Genomic DNA, 19,290 nt, shown 5'->3' on the forward strand with positions numbered 1-19,290 from the left:
AGGTACCACGTGGCCACGCTGCACCACGGGTACCTGTGGAAGGCCAAGGGCGATTGAGCGGACAAACGAAAACGCCCCGCCGGCTGGCGGGGCGTCGGTTCAGGGTGTCTGAGTCGACGGGGTCGATCAGAACTTGACGCTGCAGCCGTACGGCTTGGTCTCTGCGGGCGAGACGGTCTCGCCGTTCAGCAGGGCGTCAACGGCCATGGCGACGTAGTTGTCGGCCTGGGCGATGTCGTTCGCGTCGGTGCTTGGGATCGAGTCGATGGCACCGGCGTAGGCGAGAATGCCCTCCTGATCGATGACGAACATGTGCGGGGTCGTCTTGGCGGTGTACTGCTTGCCGACGGTGCCAGCGTGGTCATCGAGGATCGGACGATCGATGTTCCACTCGGCGGCGATTGCGGCGTTCTCTTCGACGCTGCTGAAGTTCGACGAGTCGATCGCGAGCCAGACGACGCCCTTGGCCTTGAGGTCAGCGGCCATCTGGTTCATGTCGCCGTTCTTGTAGAACTTCTTGACAAAGGGGCACTGGTCGTTGAACTGCTCCAGAACGACGATCTTGCCCTTGAAGTCGGACAGCGACACGGCATTGCCGGCCTGATCCATCAGCTTGAAGTCAGGTGCCGGCTGGCCGACGACGGCCTTGGCTTCGGCGCTAACGAACGACGTCTTGGTCTTCGTGCACGCCGAGCAGCTGTCGGCCAGGGCCGGGACAACGGCGGCGAGAGTTGCCGCAAGCGCGGCCGAGGCGATGAGTGTGGTGCGAATCATGGATTCTCCGTAGGGAAAAAAACTCAGTGACAAGAGGAAGGCTCCGACGACGTCATATTCGTGACATCGCCTTACTCGGTTGCGTTGGCGGGGTCGACGATCAGGCGATGACCACGCCGATTCCCATCGGCGTCGGTAAAACCGACCACCACCGGGAACGGAGCGACCTCGCCACCGCCGAATTTGCGGGCCTTGATCGGGATGAGAATCGTCACGCCCGCTGAATTGTCTTGCTCGACCGCCTCGCCGATCGTCACTTCGACGTCGCCCGGCGGGAGCGGAAACAGTCCGACGTCTGTCGCATTGGCAGCGGAGAACGCGATGGTGTCGGTGATCGGCGTCAGCGGCTTGATGTCCTGCGGCAGCCTCGCTTTCGCGGCTTCGATCTCCGCGACGATGTCTGGCTTCAGCTCGGTCGAGCTTCCGAAAGTCACGTTGGCGGTTGCGACCGCGGATTCGGGCACACAGGTGTCGTCGTCGCAGATCAGATAGTCCACGGCCACCGTCAGCTCGCCGCCGCGCGGGAGCAGAGTCTGGGGCACGTTCAGCGTCGCAGGAAAGACGATCGTCTTCGCGTAGCCGTAGCCGACCAGTCCGGCCGACTCGAAGGCGATGGGCGTCGGGAACTCTGGAGCCGTCGCCTCGAAGCCGTCTGGCAAGTTCCAGTTAAACGAAGGCGGCGTGCCTGCGTCGCCAGGGTTTTGCCAGTAGATATGCCAGCCCGGCTGCATCGTGAATTTGATGCCGATGGGCACTGAATCGCCCGGCCTGACGATGTCTGCGGCGACCACCAGCTCCAACTTCGCTTTGGGCTCCAAGCCCAAGAGCGGCTGAGCACGCACCGCCGTGGTGATGGCGAGGACGCACGCGAGCATGGCGAAAAGCCGTGTGAGCACTGGGCTGCATGATAACCACCGAAAATTGCGGCGTGAACGAAACAATTCGCTTCGATGCAATTGTGAAAGCTTCGTGAAAAACCTCGATCGAGGCCATCTGACGGGGTGAAAACTTGGCGTTTGTTCGGTCGGGACGTAGGCTTCGCCGCAAGCCGCGAGGAACTGCGACGTGAACCCGAACGCGACGAGCCGAACCGATGATGCGGTCCGACAGGCCGCAGGAGCAGTTGCGCTGCCACTGCCTGGAACTCTCGAAGCCGGCCTGCAAGGTCTGTCGGCAAGCGTGCTCGTGCTCAATCGGCACTACCAGGCTGTTCGCGTCGTCAACGTCAAGAGAGCCTTTGGCCTGCTCTGCAAGCAGCTGGCAGAGGTCATCCACATCGAGACGAAGACGGATGGCACGGTCAGCCAGTGGCAGAACCTCGACTTCGAGTCGTGGACGGAGCTGTCGGAGCTGCACGCCCAGTTCGAGCCCGACGGGTTCGACTGGATTCGCACGGTCCGGTTCCCGATTGCGGTGCCGCGGATCATTCGGCTGCTGGGCTATGACCGTCTGCCCCGGCAGGAGGTCAAGTTCAACCGCCGCAACATCTTCGCCCGCGATGCGAATCGCTGTCAGTACTGCGGCAAGAAGTTCGGCACCAGCGAGCTGTCGCTCGACCACGTCCAGCCCCGCAGCCAGGAGGGCCCGACGACGTGGGAGAACATCGTCACGTGCTGCATCTCCTGCAACGTCAAGAAGGGTGGCCGAACGCCAAGGCAGGCGAACATGAAGCTCCTGAGCGAGCCCGTCAAACCACGGCGCAGCCCGGCGGTCAATGTGCGACTCGGTGACGAGCGCTACGCGTCGTGGAAGCAGTTCCTCGACGAGGCGTACTGGACCGTTGAACTGAAGTGACCGTGCGATGTTGCTCCGGGTCTGAATCCGGACCCGGAGCGACGCTGCGCTCTGCTCTTGGCTTCGTCTGGCTGTCTACTCAACTAAGATCGCGATGAGCCTCAGCTCAGCAGGCTCTTCCCTTTGCGTCTTCGTGCTTCGAGCTTCGACTTGAGCGACTCGACCGCGCGGACGACGTCGCTTGTGATCTGTCGTGGTTTGCGTCGCTTTCCACGCTCGTCGCGAACTCGGACAACGCCATCCCACGCAACCAGCGGCGTCTGGGGCATGAGATACGTGTTCAACATCGGCGTGTTCCGCTGCCGGCCGTCTAGGTAAGCGGGGTAGATGTCGACATCAGCCCGGCTGGCCATCGTCGCCAGGCCGTCTTCGAACGGCATGAGATCGTCCGTGCGTTCGATCCGACCTTCAGGAAAGACCCCGACGACATGGCCCCGATCCAGCGCGCCCAGCGCCTGCCTCCACGCTCCGGCATCGCGTTTGGTGCGGTCGATGCGGATCATCTCGACGTGCGTCAGGAAACCCCGCAACGCCGGGTTGTCGAAGTGCTCGGCCGTCATGACCCAGATGATGGGCCGCGGACAGGTCGACTGGATCGCGATGGGATCGAGACCGGCCGTGTGATTCGCCGCGATCACCGCCGGACCTGAGAGCGGAACAGTGCAGGCGTGCCCCGGCGGAACTTCCCGTCGTTGCCAGCTTCGGCCGAACAGCGATGTGAGCACCATCAGAACGCGGACGTCGAGTCGGTCTTCGAAGTCGGGGGTGCCCGGATACACGCGGGGCCACGGTATCGCTGTCATCGCCGACGGGCTAAAACATCGCGAAGTGTCCGCCCAGCGCGATCGCCATCCATTCGCACCACCTCCAGGCCCAGGCCAGGGTGGCACGGCGAACGTCATCGCGGCAATCGCGAGCGCCATCCTTCCGGGGCTGGGTCAGCTGGCGCAGGGACGAATCGCTCCAGCGATCTTCTTCTTCGTTGTCGACGTCACTCTGTGGGTCCTGCTCTCGATCATTTGCCTCGGCTGGCTGGCCCTGGTGATTCACGCGTGGGCCTGCCTCGACGCAGCTCTTTGGGAGCCGACGTGAGCCACATCCGACCAGCTGTCGTCAGCGATGCCGAGATGATCGCGGACATGAACGTCCGGATGGCCCGGGAGACCGAAGGGCTCGCGCTCGATCCGCCGACCGTCGTCGAAGGTGTCGCCGCTGTCTTGGCTGATCGCTCGAAAGGTCACTACCTTGTCGCCGAAGCGGCCGGCAGGGTTGTCGGGTGCCTGCTGGTCACGCACGAGTGGAGCGACTGGCGCAACGGCGATCTGTGGTGGGTTCAGAGCGTTTTCGTTGAGCCGGATCACCGTGGACGAGGCGTCTTTCGATCGCTCTACGAAGCGACGCGACAGCAAGCGCTGGAAGAAAGCGCCAGTGGCCTGCGGCTCTACGTCGAGCACGAGAACCACACCGCCCAACAGACCTACCGCAAGCTTGGGATGAGCAAAACGCACTACCACATCATGGAAGAGATGCTGACCAGCAACGGGTAGCTGCGGGGCTATGGCCCGCAGTCTGAGTCACGCGATTCGCTCCTCGTCAGACTGCGGTCCGTAGCCCCGCAGCTACTCCTTCGGGTCGCTCGGAAGGGCAGCAAAGGTTGTCTCTGAGCGGATGAACGCGTAGCTTCCCCCACAGATGCCCACCCCCCGTCCGCTCCTTACCCTTCCGCTCCGAGGCCTTTTGGGCCGCGGGCGTGTGTGCGGGTAGCGGCTTCGACCGATACCAGAACACCACGACGCCCCGCGGCCCATGCCGCGGGGCTTTTGCGTCCACCTTCGCTCACGATCAGCCATGACCGACCCGCTCCGCATCTTCGACACCACCCTCCGCGACGGCGAGCAATCGCCGGGAGCGACTTTGACCCGCGCGGAAAAGATCGAGATCGCCCGTCATCTTGAGACGATGGGCGTCGACATCATCGAAGCCGGCTTCCCCGTCAGCAGCCCCGGCGACTTCGACAGCGTCAAGGCCATCGCGGGCGAGCTGAAGCGGGCCACGGTCTGCGGCCTGGCCAGGTGCGTTCCCCTTGACATCGACCGCGCTGGAGAAGCCGTCAAGGACGCAGCCAACCCGAGAATCCACGTCTTTTGCGCCACCAGCAAGATCCACCGCGAGCACAAGCTCAAGAAGGGCAAGGAGGACATCCTCGACCTGGCAGTCAAGAGCATCAAGCACGCACTGAGCTACTGCGACGACGTCGAGTTCTCGCCGGAAGACGCGAGTCGGACGGAGTACGAGTTCATTCGCGACATCACGATCGCCGCCATCGAGGCCGGTGCGACGACGATCAATCTGCCCGACACCGTCGGCTACAGCTACCCCGACGAATATGCCGCTGTTTTTCGACGCATCATCGCGGACGTGCCAGCCGTGAAGGAGAAGGGCATCATCCTCAGCACGCACTGCCATAACGACCTCGGCATGGCCGTCGCGAACACGCTCGCCGCCGTCGAGGCCGGGGCACGGCAGGTCGAAGTGACCGTCAACGGCATCGGCGAACGGGCGGGCAACGCGTCGCTCGAGGAAATCGTTATGGCGCTGCGGACGCGGTCGGATCACTTCGGCATCGACACGAACGTCGACGCGAAGAAGCTCTTCCCTGCCAGTCGCATGGTCAGCTCGCTGACAGGCCTCGCCGTCCAGCGGAACAAGGCGATCGTCGGGCAGAACGCCTTTGCGCACGAAGCGGGGATCCACCAGGACGGCGTCCTCAAGCATCGCGAGACGTACGAGATCATGAACCCGGCCGACGTCGGCGTGCCGAGCAACCAGCTCGTCCTAGGCAAGCACTCTGGACGCCACGCCTTCCGCGAGCGGATCGAAGCGCTCGGCTACTCGCCCGACCAGACGCAGACAGAGCTGGCCTTCGATCGCTTCAAGAAGCTGGCCGACAAGAAGAAAGAGGTCTACGACGAGGACATTGAGGCCATCATCGACGACCTGCTCGAAGCGGGCGACACGGCGGGCCGGTGGGAACTCGTTAGCCTCCAGGTGGTCGCCGGCAGCGACGCGATGACACCCACGGCCACCGTGTCGCTGAAGTCACCCGAGGGCGAAGTGCAGACCGACGCGGCGACTGGTGACGGACCGGTCGACGCCATTTACTCGACCGTCATGCGGATCCTCGGCCGTGAGTTCCGGCTCGTCGACTACCGCATCCGTGCTATCACCGGCGGCAAGGACGCCCAGGGCGAGGTCAATGTCGAACTCGAAACCGTCGGCGACGATGCACCCGGCGTCCGCGCTGGTGGACGCGGGCTGTCCACCGACATCCTCAACGCGAGCGCCCTCGCCTACGTCGCAGCTGCGAACCGACTGTCCAACCCGCAACGTCGACAAGTCACGCAGCACAGTGGCGTGTGAGGACGTGCGTCGCGTTCGTCCCGAAGCCGAGAGCAGAGCGAAGCGTCGCTCCGGGTCCGGGACGTCGTCGTGGATGCGCCGGACCCGGGACGACGCTTCGCTCTGTCCTCGGCTTCACAAACCCAAAAAATCACGAGGGCTCTTTGCGTTCAGCTTCGTCGCGTGGAGCATGTCGCACCTCGTCGGTGGTCGTGCGACGAAAGACCAACCCGGGATGGTCGGCGTCGACGGACTCGTCGACTTGCGTCTTTTTCGCAACGACCTCGACGTCGGTCTTGATCGCTCTTCCAACGTGTCCGATCTGTCGGCCGAGCCAGCCGAAGAAGCCTTTGCCCGGTTGTTCCGTCACTGCCCGAGCATAGCGATCGCGTCAGGCGTCTTGCGATCGAGCATTACGGTTCGGCCGACCTCGCCGCTGCCGAGGACAGGCTCGATGGCGACGATCTCGCCCGCACGCGTGGCGGCGTAAATCCGTGAGCCGTCGACGTTCCGCGCGTAGCGAGAAAAGTCGCTGCGACGGCTCTCGAACACCTTGTCACCCGTCTCCTTGTCGAACGCACCAATCCGGCCACTCGCAAGAAGCAAGTAAACGTTGGCGTCGTCGTGGCTGAGGAAGTCTCGGGCTTCACGAGCCACCCAGGCCGGCTCGCGGCTGTTGGTGCTGCCTTCAAACTTCGGAAGGGCGGCAACGCCCGAGTCGCCCATTGGCTGGTAGACCCAATCTCGCGTCGGCACTGCACGCTGGTAGAGCGGTCGACCCGCAAAGAAACGCCAGACGATCCGGCCACGATCGCGCGAGAGAACGTGGAGCGTGCCGTCGGTGCCGGAGACGTAGACGCCGAAGTCGTCGACCACGACGTCCGCATTCACGCCTCGACCTGGCTCCGTCTCGAACTCGCGGATCGGCCACGCCTGAGCGAGACCTTCGGTCATGCCGTAGACGTTGCCCGTCAGGTCGGCCGCGTAGACGAACGCACCGAACGCCGCCGGACGGCCATTCAGCGGGCCGTCTAGCAGCACGCGATCCAGGATATTGCCCGCGGGCAGCAACGGATCGACCTTCAGCAGTCGGCCACCGTTGTCGTCGGCCGATCCGACGTAGATGATTCCCGCCGATCCGGTCGGCGCGGTCGTCAGGCCACGACGCAGCGACGTCTCCCGCACGACGAGCCCGTCGTCGTTGACGACGACGAAGCCGCTCGCAGTAGCGAACGTGATCAGCCGATCGATGCCGGGAACGCGACCCAGCGACGGCAAGACCACCGGCGGATAGAGAACATCCCGCGGCCCGACGATCTGCCGAATGAATCGCGATCGGCCGCTGGAGCTGTTGAAGCTCTGAACGACCTTGTCGTCCGTGTATGCGAACAGTAGATCGTCGCGCAAGTAGAGCCCGTCGACTCGGCCGTTCTTGACCGTGTCGAGGCTGGCGTTCCAGGCGACGCGGAAGCTGCCGGGGCGAATCGTCTCGACCGACACGCTCGGGCGAACAGGTTCCTTCGGGCCCGACGAACCACAGCCGCCGGCGAGCAGCAGCGATGTCGTCGCCACCAGTGCAAGCGACGAGCGGCAGAGAAGGCGGCGGGCAAGGTGCGTCATCGTCGGTTCCGTACGCAAGCGTCGGCTCCTGCAGGCAAAGGGTGGGCGACGCGTCAGGCGAGACGACGTCGAGGGTGGGAGCTGGTACGACGACGTCGAACGCGTCTCGTCACGGCTCCGCGGCGGGAGCGCCAGCGTACCGGCACGCCCGGACGAGCGTCAATCGCCCCGGCCTGCCGTCACCGGCTCGGCATCGTCCCGTAATGTCTGAAGTTCCTCAAATCGATCCCCGCAATACACCTGGGCCCGGCGGCGTTCTGCAGGCAAGAGCAGGTGGACGCGACACCCGATCGCCAGCCACGCTCAAGTCGCTCCTGCAAAGAAAGGCAAAGCCATGTCACTCCTGAACCTGTCGCGTCTGCGGCGTCCTGCCGCCGCCTCCGTCGCATTGGCGGCCGTTCTGATGCTTCCGAACGCAGTCCACGCCCAGCCAGCAGGCGGTGGTGAAAAGCCCGCCGCTGAGCGTTCCGAGCGGCCTCGGGCGGGCGAGCGACCGCAGCGTGGCGGCCAGACTGGCCGGTACATGGAAATGCTTCGGGCTGAGCTCGCCAAGCTCGATCTGACCGAAGATCAGCTTACGAAGATCCGCGACCTCGGCCAGAATCTTCGGACCGACCTGACCGCCTTGCGTGAGAAGCACGGCGACGATCGGCAGGCGTTGCGTCAAGCCGGCCGCGAGCGGATGTCGCGCTTCCGCGGCGCCATTGGCGAAGTCCTCACCGAGGAGCAGCGTGCCGAGCTTCGTACTGCAATGGAGCAGCTCCGTCGCGAACAGGGCAATCAGCCACGCCGTGCCCGCGGTGCCGAAGCCGGCGAGCGAGCGGGCCCCGAAAGGCGCGGCCCACGACGCGAGGGCGGCTTTGGTCGCCCGTCGACCCGCCCGAGCGACGCAACCTCGTCACGCTTCGAATCGCGACTTCAGAATCGAGCTGAGTCTGCCAACCTGAGCACGCTTCCGCTCGACCTGCCGCTGCTCACCGCGACGGGCAACGAGACCACGCTCGGCCAGAACCTCCACGCCAACAGGCCGACCGTCGTGCTGCTCGGCTCCTACTCCGCACCGTCGTTCCGCGAGCGACTGCGTGACCTGCCTTGGCTGGTCGGCGAACTCCGCACGCCCGGCGGACGATCGGCGGACCTGTTGGTCGTCTACACGAAGGAGCGTCATCCGTCTGACGGCTGGACGCACGCCGACAACGCCGATGCGGGCGTCGTGATCCCGCAACATGCCGATGCCAACGCACGCATGGAAGCCGCCCGCATGGTGCGCGAGCGCCTGCCAGCAAGGACCGGTGTCAGCCTCGTGCTCGACACGATGGACGACAGCCTCCTCGGCCGCGTCGCCGACAACGATCCGGGGGACCACGTGCTGATCCTCAAGCCCGACGGCACCGTCGCGGCCCGGCAACGCTGGTTCGATCCGACGGCAATCATCGATCTCGTCGCAGACGCCGTAGAGAAATAGCGCGTCGCGGAACTGTCGCAGGCCCGCTGGTCGCGCTTCGATCCAACCAAAACCGATCTGGGCCGCAGCTGCTCTACGCTGCGGGCCTTGTCGTTGCCCGGCTTCATCCACGTGCCCGAAGGCGTCGCGCCGTGGTGGTTCGTGACGGCACTGTTGCTCGCCGCCGCGATCCAGGGCATGGCCAAGAGCGGCTTCGGCGGCGGCATCGGAATCCTTGCGGTGCCGCTGGTCGCCAACGTCCTACCGCCGGGCGAGGCGATCGGCGTGCTCCTGCCGATGCTCATCGTCGGCGACATCTTCGCGAGCTACGTCCACCGCCGCAGCGTCGACTGGCCGACACTGCGGCCGGTACTCGGCGGCAGCCTCCTGGGCATTCTGGTTGGAACCGGCATCCTGATCTGGCTCGGAACCGCCGACCAGCTGACGGCCGCACTCAACCTGCTCGTCGGCGGCATCTGCCTGTTGATGGTGCTCGTCCAGGCGTGGCGGCTCGCCGGCAAACCGCTGCCGCGGGTCCGGCCGACGCGTCGCAACGGCACGCTCGTCGGCTCGGCCGTCGGCGTCGCCAGCACACTTGCTCACTCGGCCGGCCCGGTGGCTGCGATCTACTTCCTCGAAATCAAGCTCGACAAAGCCAAGCTCGTCGCAACGGCCGCTTGGCTCTTCTTCCTTGTCAACCTGCTGAAGCTGCCGACTTACCTCGGCCTCGGTCTGATCAACCCCTCGACACTCCTCCAAAGCCTCTGGGCCGCCGCCGGCATTCCGATCGGCTCGGTCCTCGGGCTCTGGCTGCACAAGCGCATTCCGGAAAAGCCCTTCTTCGCCATCGTCTACTTCGCCGCCGCCGTGGCCGCGGGGCGGATGATCTGGAAGGCGATCGGCGTCTGACATTTTCGGGCTCATCGATGGATTCGTTACACTTCTTCGGTGCCCGCCGCAGTGAGATTCGTCGGCCTGACCTGCCACTACGGCCTTCGTCCAGTCTTGAGCGATCTCGATCTTGACATCCATGCGGGCCAAGTGACGGCTGTGATGGCTCCAAATGGTGTCGGGAAGTCAACGCTTCTGAACGCGGCAGCGGGACTGGTACCAAGCTGGCGTGGCTTCGTCGAAATCGAGGGGCACCGGCGTCGAGACACGGAAGAGAGCGAACTCGCCTGCCGACGGGCGAGCGTCCACCTTGCTGCGAATCCGTGGCTCCCGCAGCAGCTCACACCTCGCGAGTGGATCGTCACCTGTGGCCGACTCTGGGAAGTCGATGACCGCCGGCTGCTTCCGCATACCGCTTCTCTGCTTGATCTCTTCGATTTGGACGACGGCGAGAAATCGATCAGATCATGCTCGACAGGGCAGAAGCACAAGGTTGCACTGGCCGGGGCACTCGTGACCGAGACGCCGATTCTGCTGTTGGATGAGCCATTCGGAGGCGGGCTCGATCCGTCAGGGATTCTCGTTCTGAAGCGGCTTCTCGCCGACGCAGCTCATGCAAAAGGGCGGTGCGTCCTGCTTGCATCACCTGTGCCTGAGACATTGGAGGACTTGGCTGATCGGGTCGTCGTGCTGGCCAAGGGCACCGACGATGCCGTTGAAATCGTCGGTGACGGCACGCCGGCTCAACTCAGAGAGCAGACAGAAAGCACCTCGCTCGCCGAAGCCTACGAAGCCTTGGTTCGACCGGATACGGCCGCAAAGCTGGATGCTTATCTGGAGGCAAGTCCGTGACGGCTGGCTTCGACCCCCAGGCTCGGTTGAGGCGTCATTCCAGGAGGACGGTCGGCCTAGGCATCGTGGTTGTGCTGCTGTTGATCGCGTCACCAGAGGCGATCGAGTTTGCACACTCCCAGGGCTGGACTGGATCTGTACTCGGCTGGACGGACATCAACACCTATCCGCCGACTCTTGATCCGGCGATTGCCGAAACAACCCGTGGTGAGTGGGTCGACATGATCGTTGCCGGCACGTCGACTCACCTTCGCGCTGGGAGCCTGCTCCTGCTAGGTGGGGTCTCAGTTGCGCTTGGCGTGTATCGCGGGTCGAAGTGCGTCCTGCTCGTAACCCGACGACGAGAGCTTGACTGGCTTCAGACGGCACCGTGGCAATCAACCACGCCGATGCCTGACACCCGCCCACTCCCAACACTGGATGACTTTATCGTTTTGCTGATCATTTCACTCGCAGCGGGGTTGTCGGGCACTCCGATGGTGATGCTGCCGTTGCTCGTCGCGACACTCAGCTATGCCGTCGCCGGTGTGCCGACGATTGCAGCGAATGACCGGCGGGCGGGCGATGTCACACTCTTTGCTGCTGCCATCGCGATGATGTTTGGGATCGCATTGGGCGACTTACCGATTTCCAACCGTGGTCGGATGGCCGCGTGCCTTGCCATCTCATCGGTTCTTGCATTCTGGGCGTTGCAGGCGAACAGACGTCTTCTGAACGATGTCGCCGCGAGTCGACTTCGCGACCGCGAGCACGCGCGCATCCTCTGGCTCGACCCGTTACGCGGAGCCCAATTCCAAACCAAGGCCAATTTGTCGGCGCCGATCGCAGTTCCGCTGATGCGACATTCGACGAAGTGGAAACTCGTCGTGCTGGCGGCCATTGCAGGCTGGGCGTTCGCATCAATCGTTTCCGGCGCTGAGCGTAGCGGCAAGCAGTCGCCCAACTTGGACTTGCTGGGATGGGCCGTGATTTGGGCATTGGTGATTTCATTCTTTCGCTGGGTTTCCTTCGCGAGTGGCTACGACGTTTGGCTCATGATGCGAACAAGACTTCGCTCGCCGGTTGGGGTGAGCTGGGGTGTCATGTCACGGGTCTCTTGGTTCGCCGCAGCTTCTGGTTCCGCTGTAGCAGTCACTTTTTATCTTCTGTCGATTCCCCCGACGCTGTTTCTCCCCGCCGGGCTCGCTACAACCACCGCACTCCTCTGCTTTCATGGCCCTCCGAGGCACACTTGGCATTTGACAGGAGCCGCGTTTAGACAGTCACGGCCACGGATGGTCGACAAGCAGCCACAACAAGAGAGCACGCTCGGAAGGTTGCTCGCGGCGGATGGGTGAGCTTCCGGAGCACGCCTGAATCCGTCCGTTCCGAACTTCGACATCCGTCGATTAGCGTCGCGACCATGCCGACGACTCAACTCGATCACTACCGACTCCTCGGCCGGAGTGGCCTGCGCGTCAGTCCGCTGTGCCTCGGCACGATGACCTTCGGTGAGGACTGGCAGACCGGGGCGAACGAAGAGGACTCACGCACGATTTTCCTCGACTACGTCGAGAAAGGCGGCAACTTCATCGACACGGCCGACCTTTACACCAACGGCACCAGCGAGAAGTACGTCGGCAAGTTCGCCAAGGAGGTTGGGCGGGACCGCCTGGTCATCGCGACGAAGTTCACCTTCAACGGCGGGGCGATGGGCATCGACGACCTCAAGCTCCGTGGCAAGCCAGACCCCAACGCGGGAGGTAACGGCCGGAAGCACATGCGGCAGGCGGTCGAAGACTCGCTGAAGCGCATGCAGACCGACTACATCGACCTGCTGTGGGTCCACTGCTGGGACGGCAGGACGCCCGTCGAAGAGACGATGCGTGGGCTGGACGATCTCGTCGCCAGCGGCAAGGTGAATCACGTCGGCGTCAGCGATTACCCGGCGTGGAAAGTGGCCGAGGCGAACACGCTGGCCACGCTGCGGGGCTGGTCGCCGTTCGTGGCGCTGCAGGTGGAGTACTCGCTTGTCGAGCGGACGACGGAGCGTGACCTCATTCCGATGGCCCGGGATGTCGGGCTGGGCGTCACCCCGTGGTCGCCGCTGGGGCAGGGCGTCTTGACCGGCAAGTTCCTCGATGGCGGCAAGGACCAAGGCTCACGGCTCGAGAAGAACCCGAATCGCCTCGGCGGGAAGTACGTCAGCAATCAAGCCGAGAAAGCGGCCAGGGCGGTGGTCGAGGTTGCGAAGCAGAAAGAGGTTTCACCTAGCCGTGTGGCGCTGGCGTGGCTGCTTCATCAGCCGGGCGTGACGTCGCCGATCATCGGTGCTCGAAAGACAACTCACCTTGATGACAACATCGAGGCCGTCTCCGTCGATCTGACCGCGGAGGAGCTGACGAAGCTGGATGAAGCGACGAGGGTCGATCTCGGCTTCCCGCACGACTTCCTTTTGGAGGTCGACAACATGGTGACCGCCGGGGCCAGCGTCGACGCGCCCCACGGGCGACTCGTCTGAGGGGCGCCGCCCTACATCAGTCCGAGTTCGAGGAGCGCGACTTCGCTCATCTTGCTCTTGTCCCACTTCGGGCTCCAGACGAGTTCGACCTTGCACGAGGCGACGCCGTCGACAGGTTCGACGGCCCGCTGGACCATGCCGGGCATCTCGCCGGCCACCGGGCAGGCCGGGGCCGTGAGGGTCATGTCGATGTCAACGAGCTCGCCCGCGTCTTTCGTCGTCAGGTCGATCTTGTAGATCAGGCCGAGATCGAACAGATTCACTGGCAATTCCGGGTCGTAGACCGTCCGAAGTGCCTCGATCACGCGCTCCTTCACGACACGTTGCTCGTCAGTGAGCGATGCGTCCAACGCACGATCGATCGGCGTCTCGTCGTTGAGCTTCTTTTCGCCAGAAGCCGGTGCGGGCGGAGCCTTGCGGAGCTCTTCGACCTTGTCGTTGGTCGGCAGGACGTTCAGGCTGCGCGTCGGCATGCCCGAGTCTATGTGGCCTCGCCAAGCCGGAGAGTGACCGGTTTGTCCTTGACTCGGACCAACTCGCCGGCAACTTCCATCTCCAGGCGGACGGTCGTGTAGTACCAGCCGACGCTCCCGATGCCCGCCGCTTCGAGCTCGGCCTTTCGACCTTCGAGCTTGGCTTTCACCCGGTCGTACAGCTCCGACATCGCGCCTTGCTCTTCGCCCGCTGGAAGCACATCGAGGATCGCCTGGCGAACGAGGTCGAACGCGTCGCGGCGGATTCGAGTCGGCTCTTTGTCAGGCGTCGGGACGCGGCAGGTCACGCGGTCTTCAGGCATCGCGGAAGCTTAACGCAAGTTGGCCTTGGCAAGCGACATGATGCGGTTGATCATCGCCTCGACGCCGCTTCGGCGTTGCACGCTGATCAAATTCTGGAAGTCGAGCTTGCGGAGCAGCGCTTCCACATCGAAGTCGACGATGTCGGATGCCCGCTGTCCGCTGAAGACGTGTTGCAGAACGCCGATGAGTCCACGGACGAGCTCGGCGTCGCTGTCGGCGAGGAAGTCGAGTGATTCATCAGTCCCCGGCCGATGTCTGGCGGTGAGCCAGACCTGGCTCATGCAGCCCTTGACGTGGGTGGCTTCGTTCTTGTCCGACTCCCGCATCGGTAGGAGCTTGCGGCCGAGGTCGAGCACGAACTCGCGCGGGTCTTCGCCCGCTTCCTTGAGAAACGCAAAGTCCTCGACCAGCGTCGCAGCAGCCTCGGCCGGCGTGGAACCCTGTGGCTCTGGCCAAGCCACCGCTGCGTCTTCGTCGGGACTCGCGGCGACCGGTGCCTTCGACCGCCGCTCCTTGGCCTCGTCGACGATTTCGGCCAGGGCGTCGGCGAGCTGGTCGACCTCGTCCAGCGTGTTGTAAAACGCGAAGCTCGCACGCGTCGTCCCCGGAATGCCGAACGCGTCCATCAGCGGTTGCGCACAGTGGTGGCCTGTCCGCACCGCGATGCCGAGCGCGTCGAGCTTGGTCCCGATGTCGAGCGACGACACCGGCGGATCCTCGAGCACGAACGACACGACGGCCGCCTTCTCGTCAGCATCGCCGATGATCCGCAAGCCAGGCACCTCGCGAAGGCGTGTCGTCGCATGGGCGAGCAGCGTCGCCTCCTGCTGCTTGACAGCATCGAAGCCGATCGACTCGACGTAGTCGATCGCAGCACCGAGCCCGATGACGCCAGCGATGTCCGGTGTGCCGGCCTCGAACTTCATCGGAATCGGCGCGTAGGTCGTGCCGGACCAAGCGACACTGTCGATCATGTCGCCGCCGCCGTGGTAGGGCGGCATCGCGTCGAGTAACTCGCGCCTGCCCCAGAGCACGCCGACGCCCGTCGGCCCGAACAGCTTGTGTGCGCTGAAGCAGAAGAAGTCAGCCCCGAGCTTTGACAGATCGGTCGGATAGTGCCCGACAGCCTGTGCACCGTCGACGAGCACGACAGCACCACCCGCCTTCGCCGCTTCTATGATCGTCGCGACGTCGTGGACGATGCCGAGCGCATTGCTCACCTGCTGGGCGGCGACGATCTTGGTGTTGTCGGTGAGGAACTCGCTCAGCCGAGAAAGATCAAGCGTGCCGTCGTCGTTCATCGGCAGCGTCTTGACCACGGCACCGGTCGCTTCGGCAGTGAGCTGCCACGGGACGATGTTGCTGTGGTGCTCCAGCGCAGTGAGCAGGATCTCGTCGCCGGCCTTCAGGTTGGTTCGTCCCCATGAGTAGGCGACGAGGTTGATCGCTTCGGTCACGCCGCGGGTGAACAGGCACTCCGCCGGCTCGGGAGCGCGAAGGAATCGCGCGACCTTGTCCCGCGATTCGTCGAACTGTGTCGTGGCCCGTTGTGACAACGCGTAGACGCCGCGATGAATGTTCGCGTTGTCGTGCTCGTAGTAGCGCGTGATCGCGTCGATCACGGCTTTTGGCTTCTGTGTCGTGGCGGCGTTATCCAGGTAGACCAGCCGCCGGCCGTTCATCTCGGTGGAGAGAATCGGAAAGTCCCGACGGACGGCCTCCACATCGAAGGCAGGACGCACATTGTCAGCAACGCCGCGCACGCTCCACACTACGCCGAAGTCGGCCGTCTCATTTCAACGCAGGCGCTGCGTGAGACCGGTTTCGGGTGCGTCGACGTCGCCCAGGTCGATCTGCTGCTTCAGGCCGATGTTTTGCCCGTCGTCGTCGAGGATGCGGACATTGAGGCGGAACGTGCCAGGCAGCTCGGCTCGATCAAAGCGAGCGACGTGCCGGCCGTTCTGGTCGGGCTCGGGCTCCGCTGCCAGTGCAGAGCCGTCTTCGCGATGAAGAACCACGACGACACCATCACCTTCGTGGCGGACGTCGTCGACCACATCGACGATCACCTCGACCTTGTCACCGGTCGATCGAAGCCAGACCGTCGACGAGAGATCGTTCGTTCCGCCGTACCAGCGGCTGGAGTCCGGGTGTTTCAGGTGGAAGTTCTGGACGTCGGCGTCGACGAGCAGGGCGACGGGCTCTGTCAGTTCGAGTGCCACATTGGGCAAGCCAGCTGGCACCGGGTCGGCGAGGTCGAGCGGAACGCTCTGCCGCGTCAAGACGGTGCCATCATCGCCGACAAGTTCGAGGTCGAGTCGATGCGGGTCGACGCCGCCGCTGGTGACGAGTCCGATGCCGCGTTCGCCAGCGAGCGTGAAGTCGAATCCGCCGCTCCCGCTGAGCACGATCGCGCAGACGACATTTCGTCCTTTCTTGAGCGGCATCGTGAAGGTGTGGTCCGCCACGCTGCCTGCCTCGTTGCCGGTCGCCAGAGTGTCATAGAGGAGCTCGCCGTTGACGAACCACGCCGACCACCAGTCGGCCGACATGCCGACAGGCATATCGAAATCGCGCGGACTGTCGATGACCGCGTACGCGACCGCCGGGCGTCGGTCACCGACGATGGCGTGCGGCTCGAGTGCGACGTGACCTCGCTCGTCGGCCATCAGCTGCAGCCGACGCACGCGTTCGCCGCTGACCGCCGGCAAAGCCTCCGGCACCGATGTCCGCAAGGCCGCGTCACCCAAGACGGCATCGTGGTCGGCATTGACGAAGACCGTCCACCACCGAGGCGTGTCGATCAGCACCCCGAGTTCGGGAACGCTCAACTCGAAATCGATCGTGTCGCCTTGATCGAGCGAAACAGCCGTCGATTGAGGCTCAACCGAAATGCCGTCAGGACCGAACGCAGCAACACGCAGCGTCGCAGTCGAGGCACCGCCCGAAATCGGACGGACGTCGAGCGACAACCTGGTCTCGTCGCCGACGAGAACTCGCGGCCGCTGATCGCCTCGGATCGCGATCATCGGCGGTTCGACCGACAGCTCGTCCATCGTGCCGGCTCCTGACCAACTGAGGTAGACCGGGTTCACGCCGACATCGATCGCGGCGACCGCCTCGCTGACCATGCGTGCCGGCGTGGCGTTGCCGAAGAGATCGAACGTGAACGCGTCGCGTACCCCTGCCGCGGCTTGTAGCTGCACCAGGAGTCCGACCGTTTGCGGCTTCGTGCTGAAGGCAACGAGCGTCTTTTCGTTCGATCCGATCTTCCGGAACGCGTAGGCCTCGATCCCATCGACGCCGACGTCGAGCTTCTGGACGAACTCGAAGCCGCGAAGTCGCTGCACAAGGTGCCGATATGCGAGGATGCTGGGCTTGGGCTGGAAGAACTCGTCGCCGTTCTGCGCAACCGTCATGCCGTAGCCGCCGTCGTGCCCACCCTTCATGAACAGGCGGAAGTAGTAGAGGCTCGGCATGCCGACACTCATCGCGTAGACCTGCTTTTCAACGGTCGTCCTCGCCTGCTCCATCCGGCCGACGGTCGAGCGGGCGTTGAAGCCGCTCTCAGTCTCGAGGAATGGCTTGGCGAGCTGATCGTCGATGTCGCCCCGGGCGTGATCGCGTACGGCCGCGACTTGCCGCTCGTACGCGGCCCGCTCCGCCTCGATGCCGGCACCGTGACCATGAAATGCCCAGACGTCGACCTTGTCCGGATCGAGCAACTCGATGATGCGGCGGGCTCGTCGATCGCCGACGGCAGTATGGAAGCAGAGACCGCCCGTCATCACCTTGGCACGACGCTCCGGGTCCGCCTCGCGAATGGCCTCGACCGCCTCGTGATACGCCTTGACGTAGTCCTCCACCGGGCCGGGGTAGAACTGCGGCAAATCGGGCTCGTTGCCAAGCTCGATGAACGGAATCTGGCCCGGCTCACGCCCGCCGAAGTTCGCGGCGACCGAGGCGAGCTTGGCGATCCGACGCTGCTTGTCGGCCTCGTAGCGATCGGGGTTCTTCTCCCGACGATTGTCGGGGAACATGATGAACGCCGAACGCATGCCGTGCTCGCGAAGACGAGACAACCCGTCGGCGACGCGATCGTCACCAACCGGCTGAGACTCGTCGGCCGTCGGCACACCCCTGAGGATGTCGACGCCGAGAAGATCGAAGTACGCAAACTTCAGATCGTGATCGACCTGAACGGAGGCCGTGTTGGCATGGTCGAGTCCGAACCAGTACGGGTCGCCCGGTGCTGCCCGCGGCAGCGTGCGATCGCCTTCGATCACACCAAGCAGCAGAGGCATCGTCATGACCTCGCGCCCATCGATGAGCACGCCGAGAGTCGCCTCATACGGGCCGAGCGGAAGGCCACTCAAATCAAACGGCACGAGGAACCGCGATGACTGCCGCGCCGGCAACGTCGTCGTTCCTGAAGAGGCCGCGACGGCGTCGTTGGAGTCGAGCTCCGACACGCGGAATGACCAGTCGATCGGCTGATCCGTGCTCGCGAGGTTGGACAGCTCGATAACGCTTCCGGCCTGACCTCGCTCGAAAGCGAAGATCCCGTCGGGCGTGCCAGCTCGCACGAGCGTTGGACGAATGAGCCGCGACCAGTTGACGTCGTCGCCCGACCCGCGATGACCGATGACGCGAACACGCTGCAACGCGATTCGGCCGTTCGCACCGCCGAACCGCAGATGTGGTCCCTGAACGCTGGCAAGGTCCGTCCCTTCGAGCGAGACGACGGCCGTCTTCCAGTCTTTCGAATCGCCCCAGGCCTTGCCGACCTCGATCATGCCCGACGGCGTCCTGGCCTCGACGGTGACCCCGCCCCAAGCCGGCAGGTGGTAGGTGAAATGGATGTCAACCGCCGCGTGTTCGGCATTGAGGAATTCGTCGTCGGTGATGGTCAGGCCGAACCGTCGAATCCAGGGTTTGTCGGATCGATCGACTACGTCACTCGCAAAGGCGGTCGCCGGGCCGCTACGCAGTGCAAGGTCTTGGGGCTTCGGTCCGTCACCATGGATCACGAGCCCGCTCGCGGAAACCAAGCCGTCGGTGAAATCAATCTCGACCACATCGATGCCGGGGACCTGTCTGAGCTGTTCGAGCGGTGCTTCGGCGAGATCGGTCTCCTGCTGCGCGCTGACGATCGATGGCCCAACGAAAAGGCCGATTAGCAGGGCGAAAGAGGCGGTGATGCGGTTCATTGGGGTTCC

The 19,290-nt window shown here is 64.1% G+C and carries 18 protein-coding genes; 9 read left to right on the plus strand and 9 right to left on the minus strand.

Features of this window, described 5'->3' with window-relative positions; all coding sequences use genetic code 11:
* Positions 1-126 precede the first annotated feature (126 nt).
* Positions 127-774, minus strand: a complete 648-nt coding sequence (locus AAGI46_07460; GenBank protein MEM1012044.1) for a redoxin domain-containing protein — start codon at positions 772-774, stop codon at positions 127-129.
* A 71-nt stretch (positions 775-845) separates the two neighbouring features.
* Positions 846-1,670: a protein-disulfide reductase DsbD domain-containing protein gene (locus AAGI46_07465; GenBank protein ID MEM1012045.1), complete on the minus strand. Its 825-nt coding sequence runs from the start codon at positions 1,668-1,670 to the stop codon at positions 846-848.
* 262 nt (positions 1,671-1,932) lie between these two features.
* On the opposite strand from AAGI46_07465, the gene AAGI46_07470 reads away from it, so the two are divergent.
* Complete coding sequence (locus AAGI46_07470) at positions 1,933-2,568, plus strand: HNH endonuclease (GenBank protein MEM1012046.1); 636 nt, start codon at positions 1,933-1,935, stop codon at positions 2,566-2,568.
* 101 nt (positions 2,569-2,669) lie between these two features.
* Here the strand turns inward: AAGI46_07470 and AAGI46_07475 are convergent, their stop codons facing one another.
* Positions 2,670-3,347, minus strand: coding sequence for a lysophospholipid acyltransferase family protein (locus AAGI46_07475; GenBank protein ID MEM1012047.1), 678 nt, complete (start codon positions 3,345-3,347; stop codon positions 2,670-2,672).
* Positions 3,348-3,396: 49 nt separating this feature from the next.
* Here AAGI46_07475 and AAGI46_07480 point away from each other — a divergent pair, with 49 nt between their 5' ends.
* The 3 genes from AAGI46_07480 (at position 3,397) to AAGI46_07490 (ending at position 5,988) form a co-directional block, all read left to right on the plus strand.
* On the plus strand, positions 3,397-3,660 hold the full coding sequence (locus AAGI46_07480) for a hypothetical protein (GenBank protein ID MEM1012048.1): 264 nt from the start codon (positions 3,397-3,399) through the stop codon (positions 3,658-3,660).
* A complete protein-coding gene (locus tag AAGI46_07485; protein ID MEM1012049.1) occupies positions 3,657-4,115 on the plus strand; it encodes a GNAT family N-acetyltransferase in 459 nt (152 codons plus the stop codon). The genes AAGI46_07480 and AAGI46_07485 overlap by 4 nt, the downstream gene beginning before the upstream one ends.
* A 301-nt stretch (positions 4,116-4,416) precedes the next feature.
* A complete protein-coding gene (locus tag AAGI46_07490) occupies positions 4,417-5,988 on the plus strand; it encodes a 2-isopropylmalate synthase (protein MEM1012050.1) in 1,572 nt (523 codons plus the stop codon).
* A 130-nt stretch (positions 5,989-6,118) separates the two neighbouring features.
* On the opposite strand, the gene AAGI46_07495 is transcribed toward AAGI46_07490, so the two are convergent.
* Positions 6,119-6,337, minus strand: a complete 219-nt coding sequence (locus AAGI46_07495; GenBank protein ID MEM1012051.1) for a hypothetical protein — start codon at positions 6,335-6,337, stop codon at positions 6,119-6,121.
* Complete coding sequence (locus AAGI46_07500) at positions 6,334-7,587, minus strand: PQQ-binding-like beta-propeller repeat protein (protein MEM1012052.1); 1,254 nt, start codon at positions 7,585-7,587, stop codon at positions 6,334-6,336. Before AAGI46_07500 ends, AAGI46_07495 begins: the two co-directional genes overlap by 4 nt.
* 334 nt (positions 7,588-7,921) lie before the next feature.
* Here AAGI46_07500 and AAGI46_07505 point away from each other — a divergent pair, with 334 nt between their 5' ends.
* From AAGI46_07505 to AAGI46_07525, 5 genes are all read left to right on the plus strand, one after another.
* The gene (locus tag AAGI46_07505) at positions 7,922-9,052 is read left to right on the plus strand and encodes a deiodinase-like protein (protein MEM1012053.1); all 1,131 of its coding nucleotides are present in this window, start codon (positions 7,922-7,924) and stop codon (positions 9,050-9,052) included.
* An 87-nt stretch (positions 9,053-9,139) separates the two neighbouring features.
* Entirely contained in the window at positions 9,140-9,940 is an 801-nt protein-coding gene (locus tag AAGI46_07510) for a sulfite exporter TauE/SafE family protein (GenBank protein MEM1012054.1), read from the plus strand.
* Between the two features lie 51 nt (positions 9,941-9,991).
* Positions 9,992-10,774 (plus strand): ABC transporter ATP-binding protein, encoded by a 783-nt coding sequence (locus AAGI46_07515; GenBank protein ID MEM1012055.1) that lies wholly within the window; start codon positions 9,992-9,994, stop codon positions 10,772-10,774.
* Between the two features lie 71 nt (positions 10,775-10,845).
* Positions 10,846-12,111 carry a hypothetical protein gene (locus tag AAGI46_07520; GenBank protein ID MEM1012056.1) on the plus strand — a complete coding sequence of 422 codons (1,266 nt, stop codon included), beginning with the start codon at positions 10,846-10,848 and terminating at the stop codon, positions 12,109-12,111.
* A 65-nt stretch (positions 12,112-12,176) separates the two neighbouring features.
* On the plus strand, positions 12,177-13,274 hold the full coding sequence (locus AAGI46_07525; GenBank protein MEM1012057.1) for an aldo/keto reductase: 1,098 nt from the start codon (positions 12,177-12,179) through the stop codon (positions 13,272-13,274).
* 11 nt (positions 13,275-13,285) lie between these two features.
* Here the strand turns inward: AAGI46_07525 and AAGI46_07530 are convergent, their stop codons facing one another.
* The 4 genes from AAGI46_07530 to AAGI46_07545 all read right to left on the minus strand — a co-directional run.
* Positions 13,286-13,747: an iron-sulfur cluster assembly protein gene (locus tag AAGI46_07530; GenBank protein MEM1012058.1), complete on the minus strand. Its 462-nt coding sequence runs from the start codon at positions 13,745-13,747 to the stop codon at positions 13,286-13,288.
* An 8-nt stretch (positions 13,748-13,755) separates the two neighbouring features.
* Positions 13,756-14,070, minus strand: coding sequence for a hypothetical protein (locus AAGI46_07535; protein ID MEM1012059.1), 315 nt, complete (start codon positions 14,068-14,070; stop codon positions 13,756-13,758).
* Between the two features lie 9 nt (positions 14,071-14,079).
* Positions 14,080-15,834 (minus strand): SufS family cysteine desulfurase, encoded by a 1,755-nt coding sequence (locus AAGI46_07540; GenBank protein ID MEM1012060.1) that lies wholly within the window; start codon positions 15,832-15,834, stop codon positions 14,080-14,082.
* 33 nt (positions 15,835-15,867) lie between these two features.
* Positions 15,868-19,290, minus strand: a 3,423-nt coding sequence (locus AAGI46_07545) for a hypothetical protein (GenBank protein MEM1012061.1), incomplete at its 5' end; no start/stop codon positions are given.

The sequence above is a fragment of the Planctomycetota bacterium genome, from assembly GCA_038746835.1.
In the GTDB taxonomy this organism is placed as follows: Bacteria; Planctomycetota; Phycisphaerae; order Tepidisphaerales; family Tepidisphaeraceae; genus JBCDKH01.

What these genes read in the sequence shown, in the direction of transcription:
- AAGI46_07460 (MEM1012044.1), bottom strand. Translation starts at nt 774, where the DNA reads ATGATTCGCACCACACTCATCGCCTCGGCCGCGCTTGCGGCAACTCTC.
- AAGI46_07500 (MEM1012052.1), bottom strand. Translation starts at nt 7,587, where the DNA reads ATGACGCACCTTGCCCGCCGCCTTCTCTGCCGCTCGTCGCTTGCACTG.
- AAGI46_07505 (MEM1012053.1), top strand. Translation starts at nt 7,922, where the DNA reads ATGTCACTCCTGAACCTGTCGCGTCTGCGGCGTCCTGCCGCCGCCTCC.
- AAGI46_07490 (MEM1012050.1), top strand. Translation starts at nt 4,417, where the DNA reads ATGACCGACCCGCTCCGCATCTTCGACACCACCCTCCGCGACGGCGAG.
- AAGI46_07530 (MEM1012058.1), bottom strand. Translation starts at nt 13,747, where the DNA reads ATGCCGACGCGCAGCCTGAACGTCCTGCCGACCAACGACAAGGTCGAA.
- AAGI46_07535 (MEM1012059.1), bottom strand. Translation starts at nt 14,070, where the DNA reads ATGCCTGAAGACCGCGTGACCTGCCGCGTCCCGACGCCTGACAAAGAG.
- AAGI46_07525 (MEM1012057.1), top strand. Translation starts at nt 12,177, where the DNA reads ATGCCGACGACTCAACTCGATCACTACCGACTCCTCGGCCGGAGTGGC.